The following is a 23,799-nucleotide window of genomic DNA, read 5'->3' on the forward strand; positions in this document are numbered from 1 at the left end:
AGGCAGATGAACCCTGAAAAATGATTTACTGACAACGATAAAAAATTGCATTTAGGATGAAGCAAAATGAAAAAACTCTATTTATTTATCTCCTTGCTTTTGAGCTTATTTGTAGCAGCTTGTAGTAGTACAAATATCAAAATGAGTGAGATGAGTGCGGAAGCTACAGTTCACAATGCTCAGGTCGCTAAAAGTGAAAAATTAGGCACCAAGTGGGGCGATGAGATCAGTTCAAACGTCACGGAAGTCAATTTAAAACGTTTATCCAGTAGCCCAATTGCTGAATCACAAGTTCGCTATGCCAGCAAAAAATACGTGGGGAAAGCCGTGAACAGCCTGTCATTGGCTGCTGGAAAAATCAGTTTTTCGATTGTAGATGATGCACACCGTCCACTGCCTTTATTTCGAGATGGTCAGCAGTATTATTTATCTGGCAAAGATGGACAAAGTTATCAACTCAAATACCAAAACCATAGCAATAGCACATTTGAAGTGGTTGCCAGTGTCGATGGTTTAGATGTTATTGATGGACGTGCAGCATCACGTAGCAATTCAGGTTATGTGCTTCGTCCACAAGGGGAGTTGATTATTGAAGGCTTCCGTAAGAGTGACTCTGCGGTGGCTTCCTTTACCTTTAGTCGACCTGAAGATGCCTATGCTGCAAACTCAGATCATGGTTCCATCCAAAATACAGGTGTGATTGGTACAGTGATCTATCCGTTACAGTCTATGGCGGCTACAGACAAAGCCGCAGATGCATCTAAATATGCACCTCCACCAAAAGCATTCCCAGCGGATTAAAGCATTCGTTTGGATTTCACATGGACCACTTACATCAAGTAGGATCCTCCCTTTATTTTTAACAGAGAGATGGCGTTTTAAAACAGATCAAACTTTGACTTTCAAAAATTTGAAATTATCCCACTATCTCAATGGTACTGGCACCTGCGCCCAAAGCTTTAACTTGGATTTGCACAGGAATACGTTCATGCATTTCTTGGATGTGTGAAATCAGCACGACTTTACGTCCTTGGTTTTGCAGTTGATCGAGAGCATTCATGACCATGTGCAGGGACGATGCATCTAAAGTCCCAAAGCCTTCATCAATAAATAGAGATTCGATTTTCATTGACCCTGAGGCCATATTGGCAATGGCAAGAGATAGGGCAAGTGCGGTCAGGAAAGACTCGCCCCCAGAAAGTGATGCAACAGAGCGGGTTTCTCCATCCATGTCATGATCAATAATGGCCAGACTCAGCGAATGTTCTAAACGTTTTAAGGTATAACGCTGTGAGAGTTGGTTGAGCTGTTGGTTTGCATGTTCCAGTAAAATATCGAGATTATATTGCTGCGCATAATCACGGAATTTTTTGCCCGTGGCATCTCCCATGAGACCTGAAATTTTCCCCCAACGGTGTTCTTCCTGTTGTATGGCTTGAATCTGATCTGCAAATTGCTTTTGTTTTGCGACATTTTGCTGATGCAACTCGAGTTTGAGTTTGAGCTGATCGCGTATTTCAAGTTGTGTTTGCAGTGCCGCTTGATGCTCCTGCATTTGCTGTTGTAACTGTGCTGGGTCAATCTCAGGTTGATGGCCCAGATGTTCACTCAACTGCTCTTGCATAGTTTTCAATGCAGCATGTGCTTCATTTACTAGGCGTTCTGCATGCTGTAATTTCTGACGGATGTGTTGTTCCTGAGCCAAGTTAATTTGAGCCAGCGCATCTAAATCAGGCTTATGGAAATCAGGATGCGCATTGAGCCAGTGTTGAAGGGTATTTTCTACTTGGCTGGCACTGGTCTGATTCTGCTGTAACTGGGCTTTGAGCTGTTCTAGCTGATTTTTTTCTTGTTCGAATTGATGGCGCAATTGCTCAAAATGCTGTTTCAGCTGTTGATAATGGCTTTGCATCAGCTGGCGATGTTGATCGTGCTGAATGAGCCATTCATTGGCTTTGATGTCCGTTAAGCCTGTCATTTGTTGGATTAATTGATTGGCTATTTCTGTATTTTGCTGTCCTCTTTGTTTGATCTCACTAAGCTGCTTGTTAGTTTCAGCGATGTGCCTACTGGTATTTTCGATATTCAGTTGATTGGTCTTGAACTGTTGCGTGGTTTGTTCGCATTGCTGACGCCATTGTTCCAACTGTTCCAGTTGTTGTGAACGTGTATTTAGACGTATCAAGATTTGCTGAGCGGTTTGGGGGGGCTGCTGTTGCCAAGCTGTTTTCTCAGCCTCAGAGAAGCACTGCACGATATGCTGAACTTGGTTGTGCAAACCGTTCGCTGTTTGTAGTAAATGTTCAATTTTTTGAATGTCTTGGATGCATTGTTGCTGGATTTTAATATTGTGTTGGAACTGCTCAGACTGTTGTTTGAGTTGTTGCAAATCCGAGTGATATTGCTCAGCCATTTGCATGAACTGAGTCTTCAACTCCGATGCTGTTAGGGTGAAGTCGAGCGCTATATTTGTCGTTTGACTGTGCTCGATTAACACGTGTTGCAAAGTACTAATTTTTTCAGAAAGTTGCTGAATTAAAGTTTGCCGTTGTTCTATTGCAGTATTCAGTTTAGTCAGCTGCTGCTGGGCGTATTGCCAGCCATCAAAGCAATTTTGTTCTTTCAGTGTTGCCTGTTGCTCCTGCTGTTGTTGAAGCTCAAACAGGGCCTTGGAGAGCGCAGTATCTTCCACTTTATAAGGATGTGAGGTACTGCCACAGACTAAACAGGGTTCGCCGTCTTGGAGTGCCGAGCGTAAATCTTCGATATTTTTAGCATGTAAAAGTCGTTGCTGTTGCAACACCTGTTGTAGCTGGATGCGTTCACTTTTGGCAGATTGAAAGGCTTGTTCTGCTTGTCGGCTATTGTGCTGCACGGCTTGAAGCTGTGTATTGGCATTGTCGAGCAGTACTTGCTGTTCTGTAGATTCAGCTTGTAGGTCAAAAAACTGCTGAATTTTCTGCTGAATCAGCTCGAATTGGCTGAGTTGATTGATTTTCAACTCGCGTTGCTGCTGTGTCTGCGCAACTTTGATTTCAAGCTGTTCGATCGTCCCGAACTGTTGTATCGACTGCTGTAATTGTTCTTTTTCTGATGCTAGCCGATGTTCCGTTTGAGCACGTGGCCCGAGTTGATGTTCAATTTTTTGATATTGATGAATGAACTGATCTAGCTGTTGAGTATGGGCACTGAGGCCTTTGTCTAAGTTTACAAACTGTTGTGAGCTTTCCAGTTGCTGATTACACTCGGTTTGCTGTCGCTCAATGTGTTGAATCTGCTGTTCAAGCTTTTGTTGTTGCTGGGTTAGGGGTAGCTTAGACTGCTCTAAAGCCTGCAATTTTTCCTGAACTTTCTTAAACTCAGCCCCAATAAAATCCCGTTCTTGAATACATTTACGTACCTCATTCAATGCATCATGATGGGTACTTTCAAACTGTTGTAGTTTATTCACTGCCATTTCAGCTTGCGTGAATTGGGCTTTTTCGCTTTCAAATGTAAGCTGTAAATGATCGAACAGTTGTTGCTGTTGTTGAATACGGGGCGTCAGTTGCTGCACCGTTTGCTCTAACTGTTGTTGCTGGAAGACCACAGCGCGAATTTCAGAAAAGATCTCCAAACGAGCCAAGTGTTCGCGCTCAGGAGCTAAATCTTGTCGTAACTTGCTTTGCGTATCGAAGAGTTGTTGTTTGCTAATGATTTCACTGTCGAGTTTATGTTTGCGTTCAAACCATTGTTGTTGTTTTTCCAGTTGCGACTTTTGAGCTTCAAGCTGTTTATAATCCCTGTCACACTGCTGAAACTCAGTCGATAATGCAGTGACTTGTTCATCAGTTAACAGTTCAATATGACCCAGTACATTTTCCAGTTCTTTGCGCTGCGTGGCGACGGATTTGGTTTTCTCATAAGCCAGTTGACCAATTTTCCCAAAAATAGCGGAATTGGTTAGATATTCCAGCAATTCGCCGCGTTCATTGTCCCGTGCTTTTAAAAAAACGGTGACTTCGGATTGGGCCAATAAAACGGCACGAGTAAATTGTTCAAAACTGAGTTGAGTGATGCGTTTGATATTTTCATCGACGGCTTTGGCTTTATCCGCAACCACAACACCATCGGTGACACATTTTAAAGAACGCTGCACACTTTGCAGTTTGCCATCGGCTTTTTCCCGCGAACGTTTTAATTCCCAACGTGCGATATAGCGTTTTTGGTCTTGTGCAATAAAGCATAGCTCGGCATAACCATGTGCAGTGCCACGACGCAGTACGGTCAAGGGGGAGTTGGTGAGCAGCTCTGAGCCATCAACATCTTGTAGTTTTCCATCACTGTCTTTTAGCCGTGGAATACGGTTAAACAGGGCCAAACACATAGCATCTAAAATGGTGGATTTACCTGCGCCTGTTTTCCCTACAATGGCAATCAGGCCGGCACTGGCAAGGGGATCGCTTTCAAAATCAATCAGATGTTCGCCAGAAAGTGAAGCAAGGTTCTTAATTCGAATTGATAAAATATTCATACTAAACCTTTAAGCCTCTTGTTCATCTGCAAGGGATTGCTCTGCTTCACGCATTAAGCTCATAAAATCGTTTAACACTTCTGCATCATTGTGATAACCCTGTTTTTCCCAAATTTGCTGAAACAGTTTTTCTGGTGTTGGTGGTTCTAAACTCACTTTAGCTGGCGCATTGGGGTCTTGCTCAGTCGCTAAATATTGACGAGAAATACGCACTAAACGATAACGATCTTTGGGTAGAGCCTCTTCGAATTGTTGTCTCAAATTGGGCTGCGGTGGAACAGCAGTATGGTATTCAATATCGACATATTCACGTTGATCAATCTCTGGGATAGCGCCTTGAGGCAAGGCTTGCAGCTTTTCCAGTACTTCATTGAGTTCACCGCGTATTTTATGCAGTTGAATGCTTCGTGGTATCGCTAAAACATTCAATTGAAAACGGGAGGAATCGTTTTGTGTAGGATTAAGTGTCACTTCAACAATTTGATGTTTATAGTTAATTTCACTAAAAGATAGTGGAATTGGGGAGCCACTATAGCGAATATGCTCTTCACCGACTTTTTGCGGTTTATGCAAATGCCCGAGTGCCACATAGTCAATGATTTCATCAAATAATGTCGTGGAGAGTGCTTCTTCATTCCCAATTACAATAGGACGCTCAGAGTCAGAGGTTTCGCCGCCTTGCATATGTGCATGAGACATTAAAATCAGGGCTTGATCCGTTGTTTTTCGGGCTTTAGCCTCGGCGATCAATTGTTGATGCAAATAGGCAATCGCGTTTTGGCTATTGGTGGTGTGTTCATTAAAGCCTGTAATTTCAGCAGGACGTAAAAAGGGCAGGCTCAGACACCATGCCACAGTATTTTGTTGCTCATCTAAAATTGGCACCAATAAGTGCTCAAGATCGATCTGCTGTTGACTATTTTTATGAATCACTCCCACCGCTTTGGCATTGTATTTGGCCAATAACGGTTCAACTTGTTCAATGCGGTAGCCTGAGTCGTGGTTGCCTGCAATCATCAGGGTTTGCATATGCGGTGCACGTGCATGCGCATCCGCTAAGAACTGATAGAGTTGCTTTTGTGCGGACGATGAAGGGTTGATGACATCGAAAATGTCTCCTGCAATCAAAAGCGCATTTGGCTGTCTTGCACTGATTTGTTCCAGTAACCATGCTAAAAACTGTTCATGTTCATACTGACGGGAATGGTTATAAAAAAACTGTCCCAAATGCCAATCAGATGTATGAAAAAAACGAACAGCCATAGATACCCCAAGCTCAAAGCGCAATAGAGCTATAAGCTAACATAAATCAAAATTATGCGATGGATAATTGTCGCTACGACGACAATCTTTGACCTGATAGTTGAGTGCCTATTTTTAAGTTGAATTGCACAGAAAAACTATTGAGCGATTATGTGAAAAAGAATGTGATGGGTTTATTTGATTAACACCATAGTAAAAAGATAAATTTTGATTAAAAAATGTTCTTTTAATGGGGTATTATGTAATTCTGTGAAATTGTATATCGTGTCGAAGTCGTAAATGAAATGTGAACATCGATCACGGATTCAATTTTGAGACTTTATAAGAATGATTTATGCAGAATGTCTAAAAAATAAGTTATGCCTTGAATAGGACAGGGTATAAGGAGAACATAACTATGTCTGATTCTATTTTCAGTTCGCCTCGTATTGTTAATGATCTGGTGTATAAGACGCTGATTGAATCAACACTTGCTATTCCTTGGAGTATTGATTGGGGTACCAAAAAGTTTAGTTATATTGGCCCACAAATTGAAAAAGTGCTGGGTTGGAAGCAAGACTCGTGGAGAACAGTCGAAGATTGGGCGATGCGAATGCATGAAAATGATCGTGCATGGGTGGTTGATTTTTGTGTGGCGCAGTCGATTTCTGGGGTTGATCATGAGGCGGATTATCGCGCACTGACCATAAATGGAGAATATATTTGGATTCGCGATGTGGTGCATGTAGTGCGCAAACCCAATGGGGAAGTCGATAGTTTGGTTGGATTTATGTTCGATATTTCGGAGCGTAAAAAACAGGAACAAGAGTTAGAAATACTGAAAAAACAACTGGAAGAATATTCGTATCAAGACGGTCTGACGGAGATTGCCAACCGTCGCTTCTTTGAAGATAGCTACCAACGTGAGTGGCTCAATGCCCAGCGTGAACAGCAACCTTTGACCCTCATCTTATTGGATATCGATTATTTTAAACAATACAACGATCATAATGGTCATCTTCTCGGTGATGCTTGTCTGAAACAAATTGCACAAATACTGAAAAAAAGTGTCTCAAGACCACGTGATTTGGTCGCACGTTTTGGCGGGGAAGAGTTTATTTTGATATTGCCTGATACAACACAAGCGTCTGCAATTGAAGTGGTGGAGCGTATTTTACAGAGTATTCGAACCGCTGATATTTGCCATAGTACATCACCATTGGATCAGCGTTTATCGGTCAGTTTAGGGGTGAAGACCATTATCCCAACGCAAAAAAATGACAAAATGGCCTTTTTAAAAGAGGTCGATCAGAATCTCTATTTGGCCAAAGAGCGGGGACGTAATGGTTATGTCATTCAGGATGCAGAACACGTCCAGCACTTAAACTCATATTAACTTTTAAGGGCTTCTTGATCTATTGAGGTGAGGGAGCACTGAAAAATCAGTCCTCAAAAAAATAAAGACCGACGATTCGAGTGATGATGAAATCGTCGGTCAAAGAAAACTGCTTCACGCTTAAATGTCGGCTGCTGACAACATTTAAATTTGGAGCCAATCTTATTGCTCTAGGAAAGGTCACCGTACGTATTGTGGATGCCGGTACAATGTTGACGGTTGCTGCGACCTTGTACCCTATTTAACGCACATCAACTTCGATTGGTTGACATGAAAATGAAAAAAAACTGAATTTTTTTTATAATGATTTTTTGGCTGGGTTTAAAGTAGCGCTATGATTTCGCTAACACGATATTTTCTCTGGTTTTTTTTCATATGTTTTGTCTTTAGCTGTGTCTGTGGTGTACTCGCTGCACTACTTCCGACAGGGATGGGAGTAGTATTAACGGCTGTACCTTATTTGGTGGCCATGATTTGGGTTTTACTTAAATTTATTAAGCAGCAGCGCCGTGCGCCAACCCAAGCAGAGCGGAAGAAATTCACTTTGGGTTTTAGTCTGATTTTTTGGAGCTATAACTTTGCCTTTCTCATGTTGGGGGTATTTATTTTTGCGCAGGGAGATGCCGAAGTTTGGCAAAACTTTATGCTCTACGTCCAACAACCGCAATTTATCAGTATGGTGGTGATTCTGATTTTATTGATCGCGATTCCGCTGTATGTGCTGACGTACTGGTTTTATGGCAAACAAGCTGAGCGTATGGCGGAAAAAATGATCGATTAATCGTAAAGTTTTCTTCTAAATGCTATAGTTTGAGCAAAAGCATCATTTGAGATCACGCTATGCAAAAAGAACGTGTATTGGTGACAGGAGCAAGTGGTTTTATTGGTTCAAACTTGCTCGATTATTTATTAGAAAAAGATTATGAAGTGATCGGCTTAAGCCGACAGAAGAATCTGCCTAAAATTCACCCACATTTGACTTGGATTCGAGCTTTAGAAGAACTCAAGCATGATCGCATTGATTATGTGGTGAATTTGGCTGGGGAAAGTATTGCTCAGGGACGTTGGACAGATGCCCGCAAGCAAAAGCTGATCGCCAGTCGCGTTGAAATGACGACGATGCTCTATCAATATCTCGCTAAAAGAAATATTAAACCGAAATGTATTATTTCAGGTTCGGCAGTGGGCTATTATGGCATCGATCCGACTGAACAATGGTCAGAGTGTTGTAATGAGCAGTCAGCGCCGCAGTCTATTTTTATGTCAGAGTTGTGTCAGAAATGGGAACAATCTGCACGGCAAGACACGTCGCAAAATACCAAAATTATTCGTTTAGGCGTGGTCTTTGGAGGTGGGGCTGGCATTTTGCCGCAAATGTTGTTTCCGATCAAAATGAACTTATGTGGACGTATTGGTTCGGGGCGGCAACCTGTGGTGTGGGTGCATATTCAAGATGTACTGCGAGCGATTGAGTTTTTAATGCTGCATGAAACCACTGCACAAGTCTTTAATGTCGTCAGTCCAGAAAAAGTCACTCAGTCAGCATTTGCACAAACCGCAGCGCAAATTCTAAAACGTAGACCTGTACTTTCTTTACCCGCTTTTGTGCTGAAGTTACTTTTAGGCGAGCAGTCTCAACTGGTGCTGAATGGTCAATTTGTTCGCCCAGAAGCATTGAAAGCACAGGGGTTTGAGTTTAAGTATCCGACTTTAAAAGAAGCATTGCTTCATCTCATTCAGCCCAAAGCCTGATTGTGGCGAAGCATCATCACGCAAAATGTGCTAAACGTTCTGGAGTATAGGCAGTCGCATCAACCGTTAAGTTTTGGCCTAACATCAATTCGCGTAGCAGTCGTGCAGATGCAGGCCCCATACATAGACCATTTCTATAGTGACCGAAGTTTGCCCAGAGATTGGCTATTTCTGGGAAGGGGCCGATATAAGGGACGCCCGTTGGCGAACTTGGGCGTAGACCTGCCCAATGTTTCACAATTGGGAAATCGGCCAGCTCAGGCACCATATCCAAACAGGCTTTATAAATATTTTGCTGGGTTTGTAGAGAAGGGCGTTGGTCAAAACCGACATCCGCCATACTCGAACCACAAACGATATGACCATCCAAACGCGGAATCAGATACATAACCTGATTCATACACATGGTTGGTAGCCAGTTTTCCGGGGTTTTAAACAGTAACATTTGCCCTTGTACGGGGTTCACTGGAATGCTGCACTGGAGTTGTTCAGACCAGTGCTGTGACCATGCACCTGTTGCAATCACCACGTGATCCGCTGAATAGCTCTGACCATCAGCAGTTTTTATCCCTTGAACTTGCTGATTGACTATGTCAAAGGTATGTACCCACGCTTGCTCATGAAAGGTGACTTGTGGCTGTCGTTTGAGATATTCCACAATCGACTTGAGCAGTCGCGGATTGCGGACGTTGGCCAATTGCGGAAAATGGATGGCTTGTTGAAAGCGCGAGGAAATGCGCGGATTGACCTGTTCAAGTTGCTCGCGTTGTAAAAGTTCACAATGTTGCATCGGTTCTTGATGTTGGTCTTTATAATTTAGGCCAAGGTCAAAATCAGTTTCGTCAAAAATCAGCATACCTGTTTCGTGGATTTCAAAATCTATCCCCGAAACCGGACTAATTTTTTCATTCCATGCTTGATACATGCTCTTGCCATATTTGGCGAGGTCATTGACACTTTGTGGATAGCGCCATGGGTACATCGGGGAGAGAATCCCTCCACCTGCCCATGAAGCCGCTTGTCCCGCTTGCTGTTGGTCAAAAATCTCAACCGAACAACCGTGTTCAATCAGCTCAAGCGCTGTCAGTAAACCACTGATTCCCGCGCCAACGATGGCAATATGCATTGCAACTCAATCCTTCTAAACGCGCTGTTATTTCATATCTTTTAGTTTTAGTGCCGCTTCTTCTGCAAAATAGGTCCAGATGCCATCTGCACCCGCGCGGCGGCAGCTCATCAGTGATTCAATAATCACGCTGTCCGATAACCAGCCGTTTTGGATGGCCGCTGCGAGCATGGCATATTCGCCACTGACTTGGTAAACGAAAGTCGGCACACCGAAGTTGTCTTTGACTTCACGGACAATGTCCAAATACGGCATACCCGGTTTCACAATCACCATGTCAGCCCCTTCTTGAATATCGAGGGCAATTTCATGTAATGCTTCTGCGCGGTTGCCGACATCCATTTGATAGTTGTATTTGTTGCCACCTTTGAGGTTGCTGGATGAACCGACCGCATCACGGAAAGGGCCATAGAAGCTCGACGCGTATTTTGCTGAATAGGCCATGATTGAGGTGTAGATATGACCATTGGCTTCAAAGGCTTGACGAATCGCACCGATACGACCATCCATCATGTCACTTGGCGCAAAAATATCTGCGCCAGCTTCAGCGTGGCTTAATCCTTGTTTGATCAGTGCTTCAACGGTTTCGTCATTGAGTACATAACCTGTGTCATCTATGATGCCGTCTTGACCATGCGTAGTATACGGGTCAAGTGCGCCATCGGTAATCAGCACCATTTCAGGTAATTCTTTTTTGAGCAGACGTAGCGTGTTTTGAACCACACCATCTTCACGCCATGCTGCTTCGGCACTTAAGCTTTTATCTTCTTGGGGCGTCACTGGAAATAGCGCCAGTTTCGATACGCCAAGTTCAAGTAAACGTTCTGCTTTTTTTAAGAGTAAGTCCGCAGATAGGCGTTGCACCTTCGGCATACTGGGGATGTCTTGCGTCTGGTTCTGTCCTGGCAGGACAAATACTGGATAGATAAGATGATCTGTCGTTAAATGGGTCTCGCGAACCATAGAGCGCAGATGTTCATTTTTACGAATACGGCGCATGCGAGTAGCGGGGAAGGCGGGACGATTGAACGTATAGGTCATACAAATCTCGATAATCGGTATTAAACTAGGTCAGTATTGTAGACCTATCTTATGGCTTTGGGCACATATTGACGGGTTTTTATTGTTTTAAGAGTGAAGCAGATTGTTATGAGTAGTGGTGAAAAAAGCTGGACGGGCAGCATACACTTAGGAGCAAAAGTGGATATAGATGTAGTTTTTGAGCAGTTGGTTAAGGCTTTTAATGCGTCGCCATTTTTTAAGCACAACACCATGACTATGCGAGTCGTTGATGGGCAAATTGAAGCCTATATTGATATGCAAGATTACTTAATTGGCAATGTTGCGTTCCAAATTTTACATGGTGGCGTGGCTGCAACGGTTTTGGACAGTATTGGTGGCATTGTAGCGATGGGAGAACTGTATAAAAAAGCGGAACCTGACACGATTGCGGACACCATTAAAAAAGTATCCCGTTTAGCTACAGTGGATATGCGAGTTGATTATCTCGCGCCAGGACGTGGAAAATATTTTATTGCCCGTGCTGAAACCCTAAGATTAGGGCGAAAAGGCTGCACCATGCGCATGACCATGGTCAATGATGAAGGCAAATCGATTGCCACAGCGATTGCTTCTTATGCTTATTAGTTTTAAATTAATTAAGTAGTTAATATTCAAATGAAATTTATAGCATCTAATAGGAAGTTGGATGCTGAAAACTAAAATAGACTGAGCAGTTACAATTTATTTTCTCAAAATGTGATTATTTGCTCTTAGAATGCATCAAATTTTATTGTGACTTTCTCATCGACACCAATGCAGACAATACTTGTCTGATGTCCTTTTCGTAGGGATGATGCCGGCTGACCAAGTCTGTTAGATTTAGGAAAAATCAATGACAGATGCCCCAAATACACTGCCAGATACTGATCCAGCCGATCAAATCAATGATCAAGCACTGAAAGCTAAACGTAAGAAAAGCTTAGGTTTCGTAGCTGTGATCCTGATCATTGCTGCCATTTTATTCTTGATTTGGAAACTGTTTTTTAACCATTCGGTTTCAACTGATAATGCTTATGTGGGCGCAGAAACGGCCTCGATTACCTCTATGGTGACAGGCCAAGTTGAAAAAGTGTTGGTCAGTGACACGCAAACTGTAAAGCAAGGCGATGTGTTGGTTTTGGTCGACCATCGTGATGCCGAAATTGCTGTAGCCCAAGCTCAAGCCGAACTACTTAAAGCACAGCGCCAGTATAAACAAAGCGCGGCCAACAGCAGCTCTTTAAACTCGCAAGTCTTTGTGAGTGATGACGCCATTCATAGTGCTGAAGCGCAAGTGGCTAAAGCCAAAGCAGAGTTGGATAAAGCGCAAGATGACTTGAACCGTCGTCAGCAGTTGAGTGCGACAGGCGCGATTTCTAAAGAAGAATTAAGCACGGCACAAGCTGCTTTAAATAATGCACAAGCAGGCTATAACTTGGCGCAAGCGGGGTGGGCGCAGGCAAAATCCAGTCAGAAAGCTGCGCAAAGTAATTTGGCTGCAAATGAAGCTCTAATTCAAGGCAGCAATGAAAATTCGACCCCAGATGTTTTGGTTGCTCAGGCAAAACTGAAACAAGCTTTACTTGATTTAGAACGTACTGAAATTAAAGCACCATTTGATGGGGTGGTGACGAGCCGAAAAATTCAAGTTGGACAGCGTGTCGCACCGGGTTCGGTGCTCATGGTGGTGGTGCCAATTTCACAGTTATATGTCGACGCGAACTTTAAAGAAAGCCAGCTTGAAAATGTACGCCCCGGTCAAAAGGCCGTTTTAACCTCAGACCTCTATGGCGACTCGGTTGAGTTCCATGGTACGGTCTTGGGCTTTTCCGGTGGAACAGGTTCAGCCTTCGCGCTGATTCCTGCACAAAATGCCACAGGTAATTGGATTAAAGTGGTACAGCGTTTGCCTGTACGTATTCAACTCGACCCGAAAGAGTTGGCTGAACATCCTTTACGTGTCGGCTTGTCTATGGAAGCTCAAATCGATTTGAAATCGAAGTAGTTACGCATGAATAGCTACGTTCCCTATGGTGACTTAAAGGGTGGTCGCCTTATGCTGGCGGCCTTCGTCCTCGCTTTGGCTAACTTTATGGTCGTGCTGGACATGACCATTGCCAATGTTTCTGTGCCTCATATTACAGGGAGCCTTGCCGTATCGAGTTCGCAAGGAACATGGGTGATTACCTCTTATGCCGTGGCTGAAGCGATTTGTGTCCCTTTAACAGGCTGGCTCGCAGGTCGTTTTGGTGGAGTGAGGGTTTTTACCTTAAGTCTGATTGGCTTCACCATATTTTCGGTACTGTGTGGTTTATCGACCAGTTTAGAAATGCTGGTTTTCTGCCGCATTGGCCAAGGTTTATTTGGTGGCCCGATCATGCCGCTCAGTCAGATGTTACTGATGCGGATTTTTCCTCCAGAAAAGCAATCCCAAGCGATGGGCATGTGGGCAATGACGACGGTGGTTGGCCCAATTCTTGGTCCGATTTTAGGGGGAACCATCAGTGACAACATGTCTTGGCATTGGATTTTCTTTATTAATATTCCTGTTGGGATCGCGTGTGCTTTTGCTGCGATGCGTCTGCTTAAACCTGCGGAAACCGCAACGGCCAAACTCAAAATTGATCGCGGTGGATTGATCCTCCTGATTTTATGGATTGGGGCATTACAGCTCATGCTCGATTTGGGGCATGAACGCGACTGGTTTAATAGCCCTGCGATCGTGGTACTGGCTTTAACGGCTGTGATTGGTTTGGTGATTTTTACCATTTGGGAGCTGACCGAACGGCATCCAGTGGTGAATATTCAGATCTTTAGATACCGTAGCTTCACGATTTCTGTCTTGGCACTGGCCTTTGGCTTTGGCGCATTTTTCGGCAGTATTGTACTGATTCCGCAGTGGTTACAGATCAATTTGGGCTATACCGCAACTTGGGCTGGTTATTTAACCGCAACCATGGGTTTTGGTAGTTTAACTATGTCACCTATTGTGGCGAAATTAGCAACCAAATATGACCAACGTGCCCTGGCCAGTTTTGGCTTGAGTATCTTGGGCGGGGTAACCTTGATGCGCTCGTTCTGGACTACAGACGCAGACTTTTTTGCATTGGCATTGCCACAAATCTTGCAGGGCTTTGCTGTACCATTTTTCTTTATCCCATTATCAAATATGGCGCTGTCATCGGTATTGCCACATGAAATGGCATCAGCCGCAGGTTTAATGAACTTCTTAAGAACTATGGCAGGGGCGATAGGCGCATCTATTGCTGTCACTATTTGGGACGACCATACTAAAGTTGCACGTAGTGAAATGGTCGGCAGTTTGCATGCAGATCAAACTCAGTCGGTGTTGATGCAGCAGGGAATGAGCGCGGAAGGTGCATTAGGCTATATTTCTAGTTTGGTGGATAAAGAAGCGTTGACCTTGTCGGCAAACTATATTTTCCTGATCTTGGCTTTGGTGTTTCTATTTGCAGCATCCATTATTTGGCTCTGTCCTAAACCTAAAATAGGGGCAGGCGGTGGCGGACATGCGCATTAGGGTAATAAAAAACCGCTTTCTTGAAGCGGTTTTTTATTATGGAAGTTATGTAGTTTTATGATGTTTTTGATATCTCAAAACAATAGAATTAAATAATCAAAGTTCTGACTTTGCACGCTTTAAGGCAGATTGCCATTGTTGTAAGTGAAATTCACGTTGATCTGTGTTCATTTTGGGTTCAAAAGCACGTTCAAGCTGCCAAGACTGTGCAATTTCATCCAAACTTGAAAATACGCCACACCTTAAGCCTGCCATGGCCGCTGCACCCCATGCAGTCGACTCCTGCATCTTGGGGCGTAGTACAGGCACATTTAAAATATCGGCTTGAAACTGCATAAGCATATCATTTTGACTGGCACCACCATCGACACGGAGCTCTTTCAGCGGCTGCTGAATATCGGCTTGCATGGCGGTCAGTACATCCGAAACTTGAAAGGCAATGGACTCTAAGGCCGCACGGGCGATATGGGCCTTATTGGTACCGCGTGACATTCCACATAACAGGGCACGCGCTTCACTGTCCCAATGTGGCGCACCGAGTCCAGTAAATGCCGGAACTAGCATGACGCCATCGGTATCTTGAACAGTACAAGCTAATTTTTCAACATCGCTACTTTTTTGAATAATGCCTAAATTATCCCGTAGCCACTGAACAATCGCACCTGCCATAAATACACTGCCTTCTAGGGCATAAGTGGTTTGATGTTGCGTTTTCCAACCCAGTGTCGAAAGCAGTTTGTTTTTACTGTATTGAACGGTCTCGCCTGTATTGAACAGCATAAAACAACCTGTGCCATAGGTATTTTTTGCAGTCCCAATGTCAAAACAGGACTGTCCAAACAGTGCAGACTGCTGGTCACCTAATATGCCTGTGATCGGAATATTGGCACCGAGCAAGCCTGCCGCGGTATCTGCGACGTAGGTATCTGAGTTGATGATTCTTGGCAGTAATGCAGGTGGAATATTAAATAGATCTAAGAGCTCTTCATCCCACTGCTGGGTACTTAAGTTCATGAGCATGGTGCGAGAGGCATTGCTGACTTCGATGACATGTTGAGCGCCTTGGGTGAGATTCCAAATCAGCCAACTATCAATCGTGCCAAAGGCCACATGCCCCTGTTCAGCCAGTCTGCGTAGACCATTGACATGCTCAAGTAACCAGACCAATTTTCCTGCACTAAAATAAGGATCGATTCGGAGTCCAGTTTTGGATTGAATCCTATCTTTTAAGTTTTGCTGTAGGAGCTGATTGCACCATTCAAATGCGCGACGATCTTGCCAGATAATGGCTGGTGCAAGCGGCTGTCCTGTACGCTTATCCCATACGACAGTCGTTTCTCTTTGGTTAGTAAGACCAATGGCTTTGATGTCTTTGGCCAAAATACGAGCAGAGGCCAGAGCCTGCTGTACAACTGCAATTTGTGAGCTCCAAATTTCTTGGGCATCTTGTTCTACCCAGCCAGATTGGGGGGTATGTATACGTGTTTCGCGTTGCGCCGTTGCCTGAACTTGACCTTGTTCATTGAAAATAATGGCACGACTCGAAGTGGTTCCTTGGTCGAGTGCAAGTAAGTAGCTCATAAATTATTTTATTGTTGGACTTGAAAACCAAAATATTAGCGCAATTATGTAATTAAGCGCATCAATATGTGTGTTTGTTTAGAAAATAGATCGTATTTTCTAGCAACTATGCTATGATTGTCGCTACTTTGGGGGTGTTTCTGGCTTCGACGCTGGTGATGAAACTCATAGATGCATGTCGAGAGCGCATTTTCTCTCGTAAATCAAATTTGCATTTTTTAGTCGCAAACGACGAATCATACGCTCTAGCTGCCTAAGGGCAGCTTGTCCGCCTCTCCGAATACTTGTGGTTAGAGAGTCCGACTGAAGCGCACGCACACAAGTCCGTATAAAACCAAGCCTCGGGGTTTTGTACTAAATTAAGAGGATCGCGATTTGTACCCTGTTCGTCGGGTCACAAAAAGTTAAAACAGTAGACGATATCTAAGCATGTAGTATTCTCGAGCGTAGTGCTGGCGGACGCGGGTTCAACTCCCGCCACCTCCACCAAAATTCAATTCAGAGCTGTTCGACTGAATGTAAAAAAGCCTTTAAACTCAATGTTTAAAGGCTTTTTTATTGGCTGTCATGTCCGATTCTGTCCAAAGCGATTTGACCCTATTTTTGCTTTGTGTGGGTCAATATTGGGACAATTTGACCCACTCAATAAGTTTAATTAAGTGGGACAAAGATATGTCACTAACTGATGTGATGTGTAAAAAAGCACAGCCTCAAGCAAAACAGTATCGCCTTTCTGATATTAATGGTCTCTCTTTGCGAATAGATCCGAATGGGAAAAAATATTGGTCTATCCGATATACGGAAAATGGGCAAAGGAAGTCAAAAGCATTAGGTGTATATCCCGAGCTGAGCCTAAAACATGCAAGAGAGATAGCTCTTGATCTAAGGTATAAACTCAAAAATATGGTTGAGGCCGAAGTGATGCAGCCTCATTTTCAAGAGGTTGCAGAAGATTGGTTCAATAATCAAAAAGAAACATGGTCATCTAAACACATTAGCAATGTTCGAGCTTCTTTGGATGAGCTTTATAGTGCTCTTGCTAATAAGCCTATTAACCAAATTCAAGCACCTGAAATTTTGCAGATCATAAAAAAGATTGAGGCAAGAGGCTCACTTGAAGTAGCCAAACGTACATTATCTCGTTGCGGAATGGTTATGAAATATGCCATTGCTCATGGCTATCGTTACGATAATCCTGCTGGTGATTTGGTTTATGCGCTTAAAAATAAGCGTGTAAAAAATTTGGCATCGTTACCAGCTTCAGAGATGCCTGAGTTTTTAGGAAAAGTCAGAGCTTACCCAAGCGATCAGCAAACCCATCATGCCATTATATTAATTATGCTGACAGGTGTCCGGGTAAGTGAATTACTGCAAGCGCGCTGGGAAGAGTTTGATTTGGAAGGGCGTAAGTGGGATATCCCTGAAGAACGTATGAAGAATCGCCTTCCGCATCGTGTACCGTTGACGGACATGATGATTGAAGAGCTACAAGCTTTAAGACTTACTCATAATCAAGAATTGCTTTTCCCTCATCGTCTAAATAATAAAGAACCGATGCGTAGTGAATCCATTTTGGCAATCATTAAGCGTTCAGGCTATGCAGGTCGAATGACAACACATGGTTTTAGATCGCTATTTAGTACAGTCGTAAATGAATCAAATCTGTTTAATCCAGATGCCATTGAACGCCAGCTTGCTCATGTTCCTCAAAACAGAATTCGATCCGCTTATAACAGAGCGCAGTACTGGGATGAGCGGGTAAAAATTATGGAGTGGTATGGGGAACAGGTAAGAAATTGGGTCAGTTGATCTGCTTTAACTCCACAACTAAACCACGCTTATAGGCGTGGTTTTTTATGCCTGTAAAAAACTGTATGAATAAAAGAAAACTTATTTGTTCGAGTGTAATGTCAATCTTGTTATGTTTAGGAATTTAAGTGAAAAAACATGGGAATTGAAGTGAAAATATATGGGAATTAATGGGTTACATAATGGGAATTGAAGTGGTAGTCTCGCTGATAAGGCATAGAGTACGATGTAAATCACTAATGAATAATATTGAGAAAGAGCAAGCTGAAGTTAATACAACGGAGGACAATGATGCAATTTTGGGAGGTTTTTTGTCAGGCTCAAAGGAGCAAATGATTGAAAATTTAGGAGAGGCAATAATAAATTATATTCTTGATAGTGACCGTTTGAAGACGTTGAAATATGAATCAAGATCACGTGTGGAAAGTAGTCATCAAACTCTAAGAAGAGGAAGTCAAATACATAAGAGTAGGCCATATATTTTGTTGTATGAAATAATTCCTGAGAATAATCGTGAATTATTAAAGAGCATAAAGCAGCATGTTTGGGCAAAAGAATATCTGGGAGTAATAGAAGTCTTATATCAAGAATTTTTTGTTGAAGATCCTAATTTTCCATTTGATAGGGATAGTGACTATGAGACGTTTGAGCCAAGAGAAAAAAACTATACTTTGGACTTAAAGTTGCTCATGCGAATAGAAGTATTCATGTTAGCCTTAATTTATAAACCAACACCAGCTTTCATTTTTTTTGGTTCTTCAGGTCGAGAGGTTCGCAAAGAACTGCCGCATGAATTAAAAAACAGAATCACAAGGTTGGGTTTTGAGCTACTGTATTTAATTGATAAAAAAAATGATATAGAAGACTTTCAGAGTGGGGCTTTGACCAGAAATGTAAAGATTCTAATAGATTTTTTAAGACAGGAAGGTTCACATTCAAATAGAGAAAATATTTTTTCTCTTAATCAGGACCTTACATTTGATTCATTGAAAGATTTAAATAATTTGCTTTTACGGCTAAAAGCTTTTGCTGAAACTGGACGTTTAAAAAAGAACTTAATGTCAAGTCAAACTTATAGACAGCGTGATGGAGGTGTAGAACCTGCAACAATACTTGTCCGAGCAAGCCGTATTGAGATGAATAAAGATTGGGAAAATCGTTCTAAGCAACTTAATGAAGCTATCTTATATTTTCAGAAATATAACAAACAAAATATTTTATTATGCCGCACACAAATATATTTGTTACTTGAGAAAGGGCGTGTGACAGCTGAACAATTTCAAAAAATTTTTGGAAATATTAATAAAAAAGCTAAAAAGCCTAATGGGTTACAGGGATACTTGGATTTTTTATATTTTTGGAGTGAAGATTTTTCTAGTCATGAACTAAAACTAGATCTCATATGTATTTATGATACAAATATGCTCTTACAAGTTTCTAATGAGCCTAGTTGTAAGCAACGAAATTTGCGGACAGAGTTGAAAGAATTTTGGCAAGCCAATTTAGAGGATCCAATATTTGAAGGACAAAATGTACAACTTCAATTTAAACCCATCCCAATATTGCAAGATTTGTCTTATGGGCTTGCACCCGAGTTTTTAATTGAGGCGGGAGATAAGCGGAGATGGAATATTTTTGAGCAAAAAGTATTACCCTATTTTATATTTTTAGAGTTTTTAGATCTCAACTATACGGATGAAATAAGAAATAGATTCAAGAGAGGACAATCAAGTAAGTAACGGCATTAGAGATACTTAACTTCCGCTTTAATCTGTTCTATAAAAACAGGAGAAATTGTAGAATTTTGACAGCTTGCTATAGAAGCAACGTTTTTCATTTTATGAAAAGTCTAGTGAGTACATTTTGAGTTAATGTGACTAGGATATATATTTAATATTATTTATTAAATACTTAATCTTCTTCATGAACCTTCATCATCCCCAAATGATGAAGGTTTTTTATTGAGTTCAATATTTCAGTCCATGTGTAAAAAATACTGAGCAGTGATTCCTATGAGTTTACTCAATCACAGGAAATATACTCATGAACGAAGTACCAACCTTACTTGAAATTGAAAACTTCATGCTTAAGGTGACTAAAAGAACATACCGCTGGACCCGCTTTAAAACGGACTATGATGAACTAAAAAGAGCAGCTGAGGCAGTCTACGATCCAAAATGTGAATACAGTCCTTTGGTTCAAGCCTACTTTAACTTATTACCAGAACATGCATCCTTTGAAAATCTAAAAGTCTTTAAAGACAGCAGAGCATTCAGTTGTTTTCAGAATGAGCTTATTGAAGAACATGAATACTTTCTTGATAAATTCAGTAACAATAACCGTCGCAACCGCAATCACTTGAAAGCGTATTTTTATGATCTTGTAGAAAGCCATCGTAAGTTATTGCTGGTCAGGGTTGATCTGTCATATCGATTCAACGCTCAACCGAGCGTAAAACAATTTGAACGTGATGTGAATAAATTGGTACGGCGTATTCAGGATAAAGACAGCATCTTTAAAGATCAGGTAGGTTATGTCTATCGCTTAGAGCAGGGTGGGAAGACTAAAGGCTATCACTGTCATCTGCTGGTGATCTATAACGGATCGCTACGGATTAAAGATGATTATTTAGCACAATCCATTGGTGAGCTTTGGCTAGAAAAAATTACAAAGGAAGACGGGATATTCTTTAACTGTAATCAAGCCAGCCATAAAAAATATTATAAGGACCTAGATCAATTAGGTATTGGAATGATCGAAAGGCGGAATCTAAAAGAGGTTGAGAATGCTTGGCTTGCCATCAGCTATCTGGCTGATCCTCAAAAAGACAAGCAATACCTGAGAGCATCTGTGCAGGGAATGAGGCAATTTAGCAAAGGGCAGTCAAAGCCTAGAGCCAAGAGCGGCAGAAGGTTGATCCTAAAAAATCATAGATATATATCATTAACATGAAGATTGAATGTTTATTTTTCCCTTTCATTCAAAATCTGAGGCTTGCCATATGGTAAGCCTTTTTTCATTTTAGAGGTATATCTTATGAGTAAACATTGTCCTTACTGTTTTTCTGATCAAATCGTCCAAGTGATGAATCAACAGGTAAATGGCTCGGCTGGAACAGGCGTTGCAGCATCAGCCTCCTTTGCCACGATTGGCGCATCGATTTCTAAAACCCTACCTTTACCGCTATCTCCATTGCTTGGTGGAATTGCAGGTGCTGTGATCGGTGGGGTATTCAGTAGCTTATTCGATTCACCTAAACAGCACATTCCGATGTGTTATTACCATTGCCACCACTGTAACCAAAACTTCCAATAAGTTCACAGAGGAGAAATGAACAATGGCACATCAAATTGAACAGATCGCCTATGTGGGCGAAACCCCTTGGCATGGCCTTGGGAATCAACTCAGTCCTCATCAACCGATTGAAGTCTGGGCAGAGCAGGCAGGCATGGATTGGCGGATTGAATCTTCCGATGTGAGTTATATGGCACAGAATGAACGTGGGCAAAGCATCATCATGCCGTATGAGGAACAGCGGGTTCTGTATCGTTCCGACACGCATGCCCCTTTATCTGTGGTCAGTCAACGCTATCAGGAGGTGCAACCGAAACAGATCTTAGAGTTTTATCGTGATTTGACTGAACAATCAGGATTTGAGCTAGAAACCGCAGGCGTGCTGAAAGGCGGTAAGAAATTCTGGGCTTTAGCCAAAACGGGGCAAACATCGGCTTTAAAAGGTAAAGATGTCAGCAATGGCTATATCTTACTGGCAACCGCTTGCGACGGTACACTGGCAACCACGGCACAATTCACCTCTATTCGTGTGGTGTGTAATAACACCTTAGCCATTGCCTTAAAGGGTCAAAACTCAAGTGCAGGCGTGGTTAAAGTCCCGCACAGCACCAAGTTCGATGCTGAGAAGATTAAGCAGCAATTGGGTATTTCAGTCCGTGCATGGGAAGATCACATGTATGAGATGAAACAACTTAGTCAACGTAAAGTCACACAGACTGAAGCAGCAGCTTATTTCGATGCAGTATTTAACAATACTAGTCTGAGTGTGCCTGAACAGGAGGATGGCATTATCCAGTTCTACCGTAATGTGGCGATGCAGGCTCAAAGCAATAACCCAGCAACCAAAGCCGACAACAAGACAGAACCAAATGGCCGTGCCATGTCGAAGGTGATGACCATGTTTAATGGACAGGGCCGTGGAGCAGAACTGAGTTCAGCCAAAGATACCGCCTATGGCTTGCTTTGCTCTATAACGGAATTTGCCGACCACGAACGCAGAGCCATGAGTCAGGATCATCGTTTGGATTCTGCATGGTTCGGTGCAGGTGCTGGACTTAAGCAAAGAGGATTAGAACAAGCCCTCGCGATGATTGCTTAAGTTTAATCAATCAGATGAATTAATTTATTAGCCTAAGCATCCTTATTTTCATATTTCAAAAACCTTAACCCATTCATTCAAAGCTGTGTCTACGGACACAGCTTTTTTTATGCGCAAAATTTTACAGATAGAGGACATTACTATGAATTCAGCGGTGATTAACCCGAACAATGCAATACCGAGTATCCATACTCCTCGGCCCAAATTGTTTACAGCCAAACGCTTTGTCGATACCAAAAACCTGACGCATGCAGAATGGTTAGAAGTTCGACGCAAAGGGATCGGTAGTAGTGATTGTGCCGCAGCCTGTGGTCTCAACCCGTATATGTCGATGCTTGAACTCTGGATGATCAAAACTGGTCGTATCCAGCACAACATGGATGAACAAACTGAAGGGCATGCCCCTTTATATTGGGGAAAACGTTTAGAACCGCTGGTGGCGGAATACTACAGTATGCATACCCAGTACAAAGTGCGTCGCGTCAATGCAGTACTCCAACATCCAGATCCAGACAAACATTTCATGCTGGCTAATTTGGATTATTCAGTAGTGGGTAATGCAGATGTGCAAATTCTGGAATGTAAAACCGCAGGTGAACATGGTGCCAAACTTTGGCGAGATGGTATCCCGCTGTATGTGCTTTGTCAGGTACAGCATCAGCTGGCGGTGACTGGGAAAAAGGCAGCACATGTTTGTGTACTGATCTGTGGGCATGAAACACGTATCTTTAAAGTCACCCGTAGTGAATCGGTGATTCAACATATTGTAAATGCAGAACGCCACTTCTGGGAGTGTGTTGAAAAGGATATTCCACCTGATGCCGATGCCAGTGAATCCGCAGCCAAAGCATTGCAGCTGCTGTATCCAGCACATGTGCCACTTAGTGTGGAAGATTTAAGTCATGACCCACATGCCAATCAGTTGTTTGATCAGCTCATCAAAATGAAGGCCGATCTTCAAGATCAGCAAGAACACTTTGATCAACTGAAACATCAAATCCAAATGCTAATGAAAGACAACGAACGTGCGGTGTTTAGCAGGGGTTCGGTGGTCTGGAAAAAAGCAAAAGATACGATCAGTCTCAATACCAAAACATTGATCGAACATCAACCTGAGCTAATACAGCAATATCCACTGCACAAGCAGGGCGGTCGTCGATTCAATATCTTTACTGATGCTGAATCTTGATCTAAGTGCCTGCATAAAAAAATCGGCAAAGCAGCCCCTTCGCCCCTCCTTCAAAGAAGAAAGGGCATTGGACAGCTTTGCCAGATCGATTGACCGATGCACAACAGACTCCTGTAGTCATTGCTTGATGTGTCTTGCTTGACGCTATCAAAGAATGACGTAAGAGCAGGTGCTTCAATACATTCGGCTGATCAGTATAAAAATGAATAGAAGGAA

The 23,799-nt window shown here is 42.5% G+C and carries 18 protein-coding genes and 1 other RNA gene; 14 read left to right on the forward strand and 5 right to left on the reverse strand.

The genetic code is table 11. From position 1 onward, the window contains the following. The first annotated feature begins 66 nt into the window (after window positions 1–66). Entirely contained in the window at window positions 67–801 is a 735-nt protein-coding gene (locus MN200_RS03725; protein ID WP_242760070.1) for a hypothetical protein, read from the forward strand. 115 nt (window positions 802–916) lie between these two features. Here the strand turns inward: MN200_RS03725 and MN200_RS03730 are convergent, their stop codons facing one another. Further along, window positions 917–4,513: an AAA family ATPase gene (locus MN200_RS03730; RefSeq protein ID WP_242760072.1), complete on the reverse strand. Its 3,597-nt coding sequence runs from the start codon at window positions 4,511–4,513 to the stop codon at window positions 917–919. A 9-nt stretch (window positions 4,514–4,522) separates the two neighbouring features. Continuing rightward, on the reverse strand, window positions 4,523–5,776 hold the full coding sequence (locus MN200_RS03735) for an exonuclease SbcCD subunit D C-terminal domain-containing protein (RefSeq protein ID WP_242760074.1): 1,254 nt from the start codon (window positions 5,774–5,776) through the stop codon (window positions 4,523–4,525). Between the two features lie 397 nt (window positions 5,777–6,173). On the opposite strand from MN200_RS03735, the gene MN200_RS03740 reads away from it, so the two are divergent. The 3 genes from MN200_RS03740 (at window position 6,174) to MN200_RS03750 (ending at window position 8,903) form a co-directional block, all read left to right on the forward strand. Then, on the forward strand, window positions 6,174–7,151 hold the full coding sequence (locus MN200_RS03740) for a sensor domain-containing diguanylate cyclase (protein ID WP_242760075.1): 978 nt from the start codon (window positions 6,174–6,176) through the stop codon (window positions 7,149–7,151). Between the two features lie 334 nt (window positions 7,152–7,485). After that, window positions 7,486–7,932: an ABZJ_00895 family protein gene (locus MN200_RS03745; RefSeq protein ID WP_242760076.1), complete on the forward strand. Its 447-nt coding sequence runs from the start codon at window positions 7,486–7,488 to the stop codon at window positions 7,930–7,932. 59 nt (window positions 7,933–7,991) lie between these two features. Continuing rightward, window positions 7,992–8,903, forward strand: a complete 912-nt coding sequence (locus MN200_RS03750; protein ID WP_242760077.1) for a TIGR01777 family oxidoreductase — start codon at window positions 7,992–7,994, stop codon at window positions 8,901–8,903. A gap of 16 nt (window positions 8,904–8,919) precedes the next feature. Here MN200_RS03750 and thiO read toward each other — a convergent pair whose 3' ends face one another. Both thiO and hemB read right to left on the reverse strand, forming a co-directional pair. Further along, a complete protein-coding gene (gene thiO, locus MN200_RS03755) occupies window positions 8,920–10,029 on the reverse strand; it encodes a glycine oxidase ThiO (protein WP_242760078.1) in 1,110 nt (369 codons plus the stop codon). Window positions 10,030–10,056: 27 nt separating this feature from the next. Next, a complete protein-coding gene (gene hemB / locus MN200_RS03760; protein ID WP_242760079.1) occupies window positions 10,057–11,070 on the reverse strand; it encodes a porphobilinogen synthase in 1,014 nt (337 codons plus the stop codon). Window positions 11,071–11,178: 108 nt separating this feature from the next. Between hemB and MN200_RS03765 the strand changes: the two genes are divergently transcribed. The 3 genes from MN200_RS03765 to MN200_RS03775 all read left to right on the forward strand — a co-directional run bounded on the left by MN200_RS03765 (window position 11,179) and on the right by MN200_RS03775 (window position 14,611). Next, a complete protein-coding gene (locus MN200_RS03765; protein ID WP_004694841.1) occupies window positions 11,179–11,676 on the forward strand; it encodes a thioesterase family protein in 498 nt (165 codons plus the stop codon). Window positions 11,677–11,923: 247 nt separating this feature from the next. Next, window positions 11,924–13,075, forward strand: coding sequence for an efflux RND transporter periplasmic adaptor subunit (locus MN200_RS03770; RefSeq protein WP_062034227.1), 1,152 nt, complete (start codon window positions 11,924–11,926; stop codon window positions 13,073–13,075). Between the two features lie 6 nt (window positions 13,076–13,081). After that, on the forward strand, window positions 13,082–14,611 hold the full coding sequence (locus tag MN200_RS03775; protein ID WP_242760080.1) for a DHA2 family efflux MFS transporter permease subunit: 1,530 nt from the start codon (window positions 13,082–13,084) through the stop codon (window positions 14,609–14,611). Window positions 14,612–14,707: 96 nt separating this feature from the next. Here MN200_RS03775 and glpK read toward each other — a convergent pair whose 3' ends face one another. Then, window positions 14,708–16,192, reverse strand: a complete 1,485-nt coding sequence (glpK, locus tag MN200_RS03780; RefSeq protein WP_125273858.1) for a glycerol kinase GlpK — start codon at window positions 16,190–16,192, stop codon at window positions 14,708–14,710. A gap of 130 nt (window positions 16,193–16,322) precedes the next feature. Here glpK and ssrA point away from each other — a divergent pair. From ssrA to MN200_RS03815, 7 genes are all read left to right on the forward strand, one after another. Next, window positions 16,323–16,681: a transfer-messenger RNA gene (ssrA, locus tag MN200_RS03785) on the forward strand. A 183-nt stretch (window positions 16,682–16,864) separates the two neighbouring features. Further along, window positions 16,865–18,001: a tyrosine-type recombinase/integrase gene (locus tag MN200_RS03790; RefSeq protein WP_242760081.1), complete on the forward strand. Its 1,137-nt coding sequence runs from the start codon at window positions 16,865–16,867 to the stop codon at window positions 17,999–18,001. 239 nt (window positions 18,002–18,240) lie between these two features. Beyond that, window positions 18,241–19,740 (forward strand): hypothetical protein, encoded by a 1,500-nt coding sequence (locus MN200_RS03795; RefSeq protein WP_242760083.1) that lies wholly within the window; start codon window positions 18,241–18,243, stop codon window positions 19,738–19,740. Window positions 19,741–20,044: 304 nt separating this feature from the next. Next, window positions 20,045–20,953 carry an inovirus-type Gp2 protein gene (locus tag MN200_RS03800; protein WP_242760084.1) on the forward strand — a complete coding sequence of 303 codons (909 nt, stop codon included), beginning with the start codon at window positions 20,045–20,047 and terminating at the stop codon, window positions 20,951–20,953. 84 nt (window positions 20,954–21,037) lie between these two features. Beyond that, on the forward strand, window positions 21,038–21,316 hold the full coding sequence (locus MN200_RS03805; RefSeq protein WP_005400084.1) for a hypothetical protein: 279 nt from the start codon (window positions 21,038–21,040) through the stop codon (window positions 21,314–21,316). 22 nt (window positions 21,317–21,338) lie between these two features. After that, a complete protein-coding gene (locus MN200_RS03810; protein ID WP_242760085.1) occupies window positions 21,339–22,394 on the forward strand; it encodes a DUF932 domain-containing protein in 1,056 nt (351 codons plus the stop codon). 142 nt (window positions 22,395–22,536) lie between these two features. Next, on the forward strand, window positions 22,537–23,583 hold the full coding sequence (locus tag MN200_RS03815) for a lambda-exonuclease family protein (protein WP_242760086.1): 1,047 nt from the start codon (window positions 22,537–22,539) through the stop codon (window positions 23,581–23,583). The last annotated feature ends 216 nt before the right edge of the window (window positions 23,584–23,799 follow it).

The organism is Acinetobacter sp. LUNF3 (genome assembly GCF_022699605.1).
Lineage (GTDB): Bacteria > Pseudomonadota > Gammaproteobacteria > Pseudomonadales > Moraxellaceae > Acinetobacter > Acinetobacter johnsonii.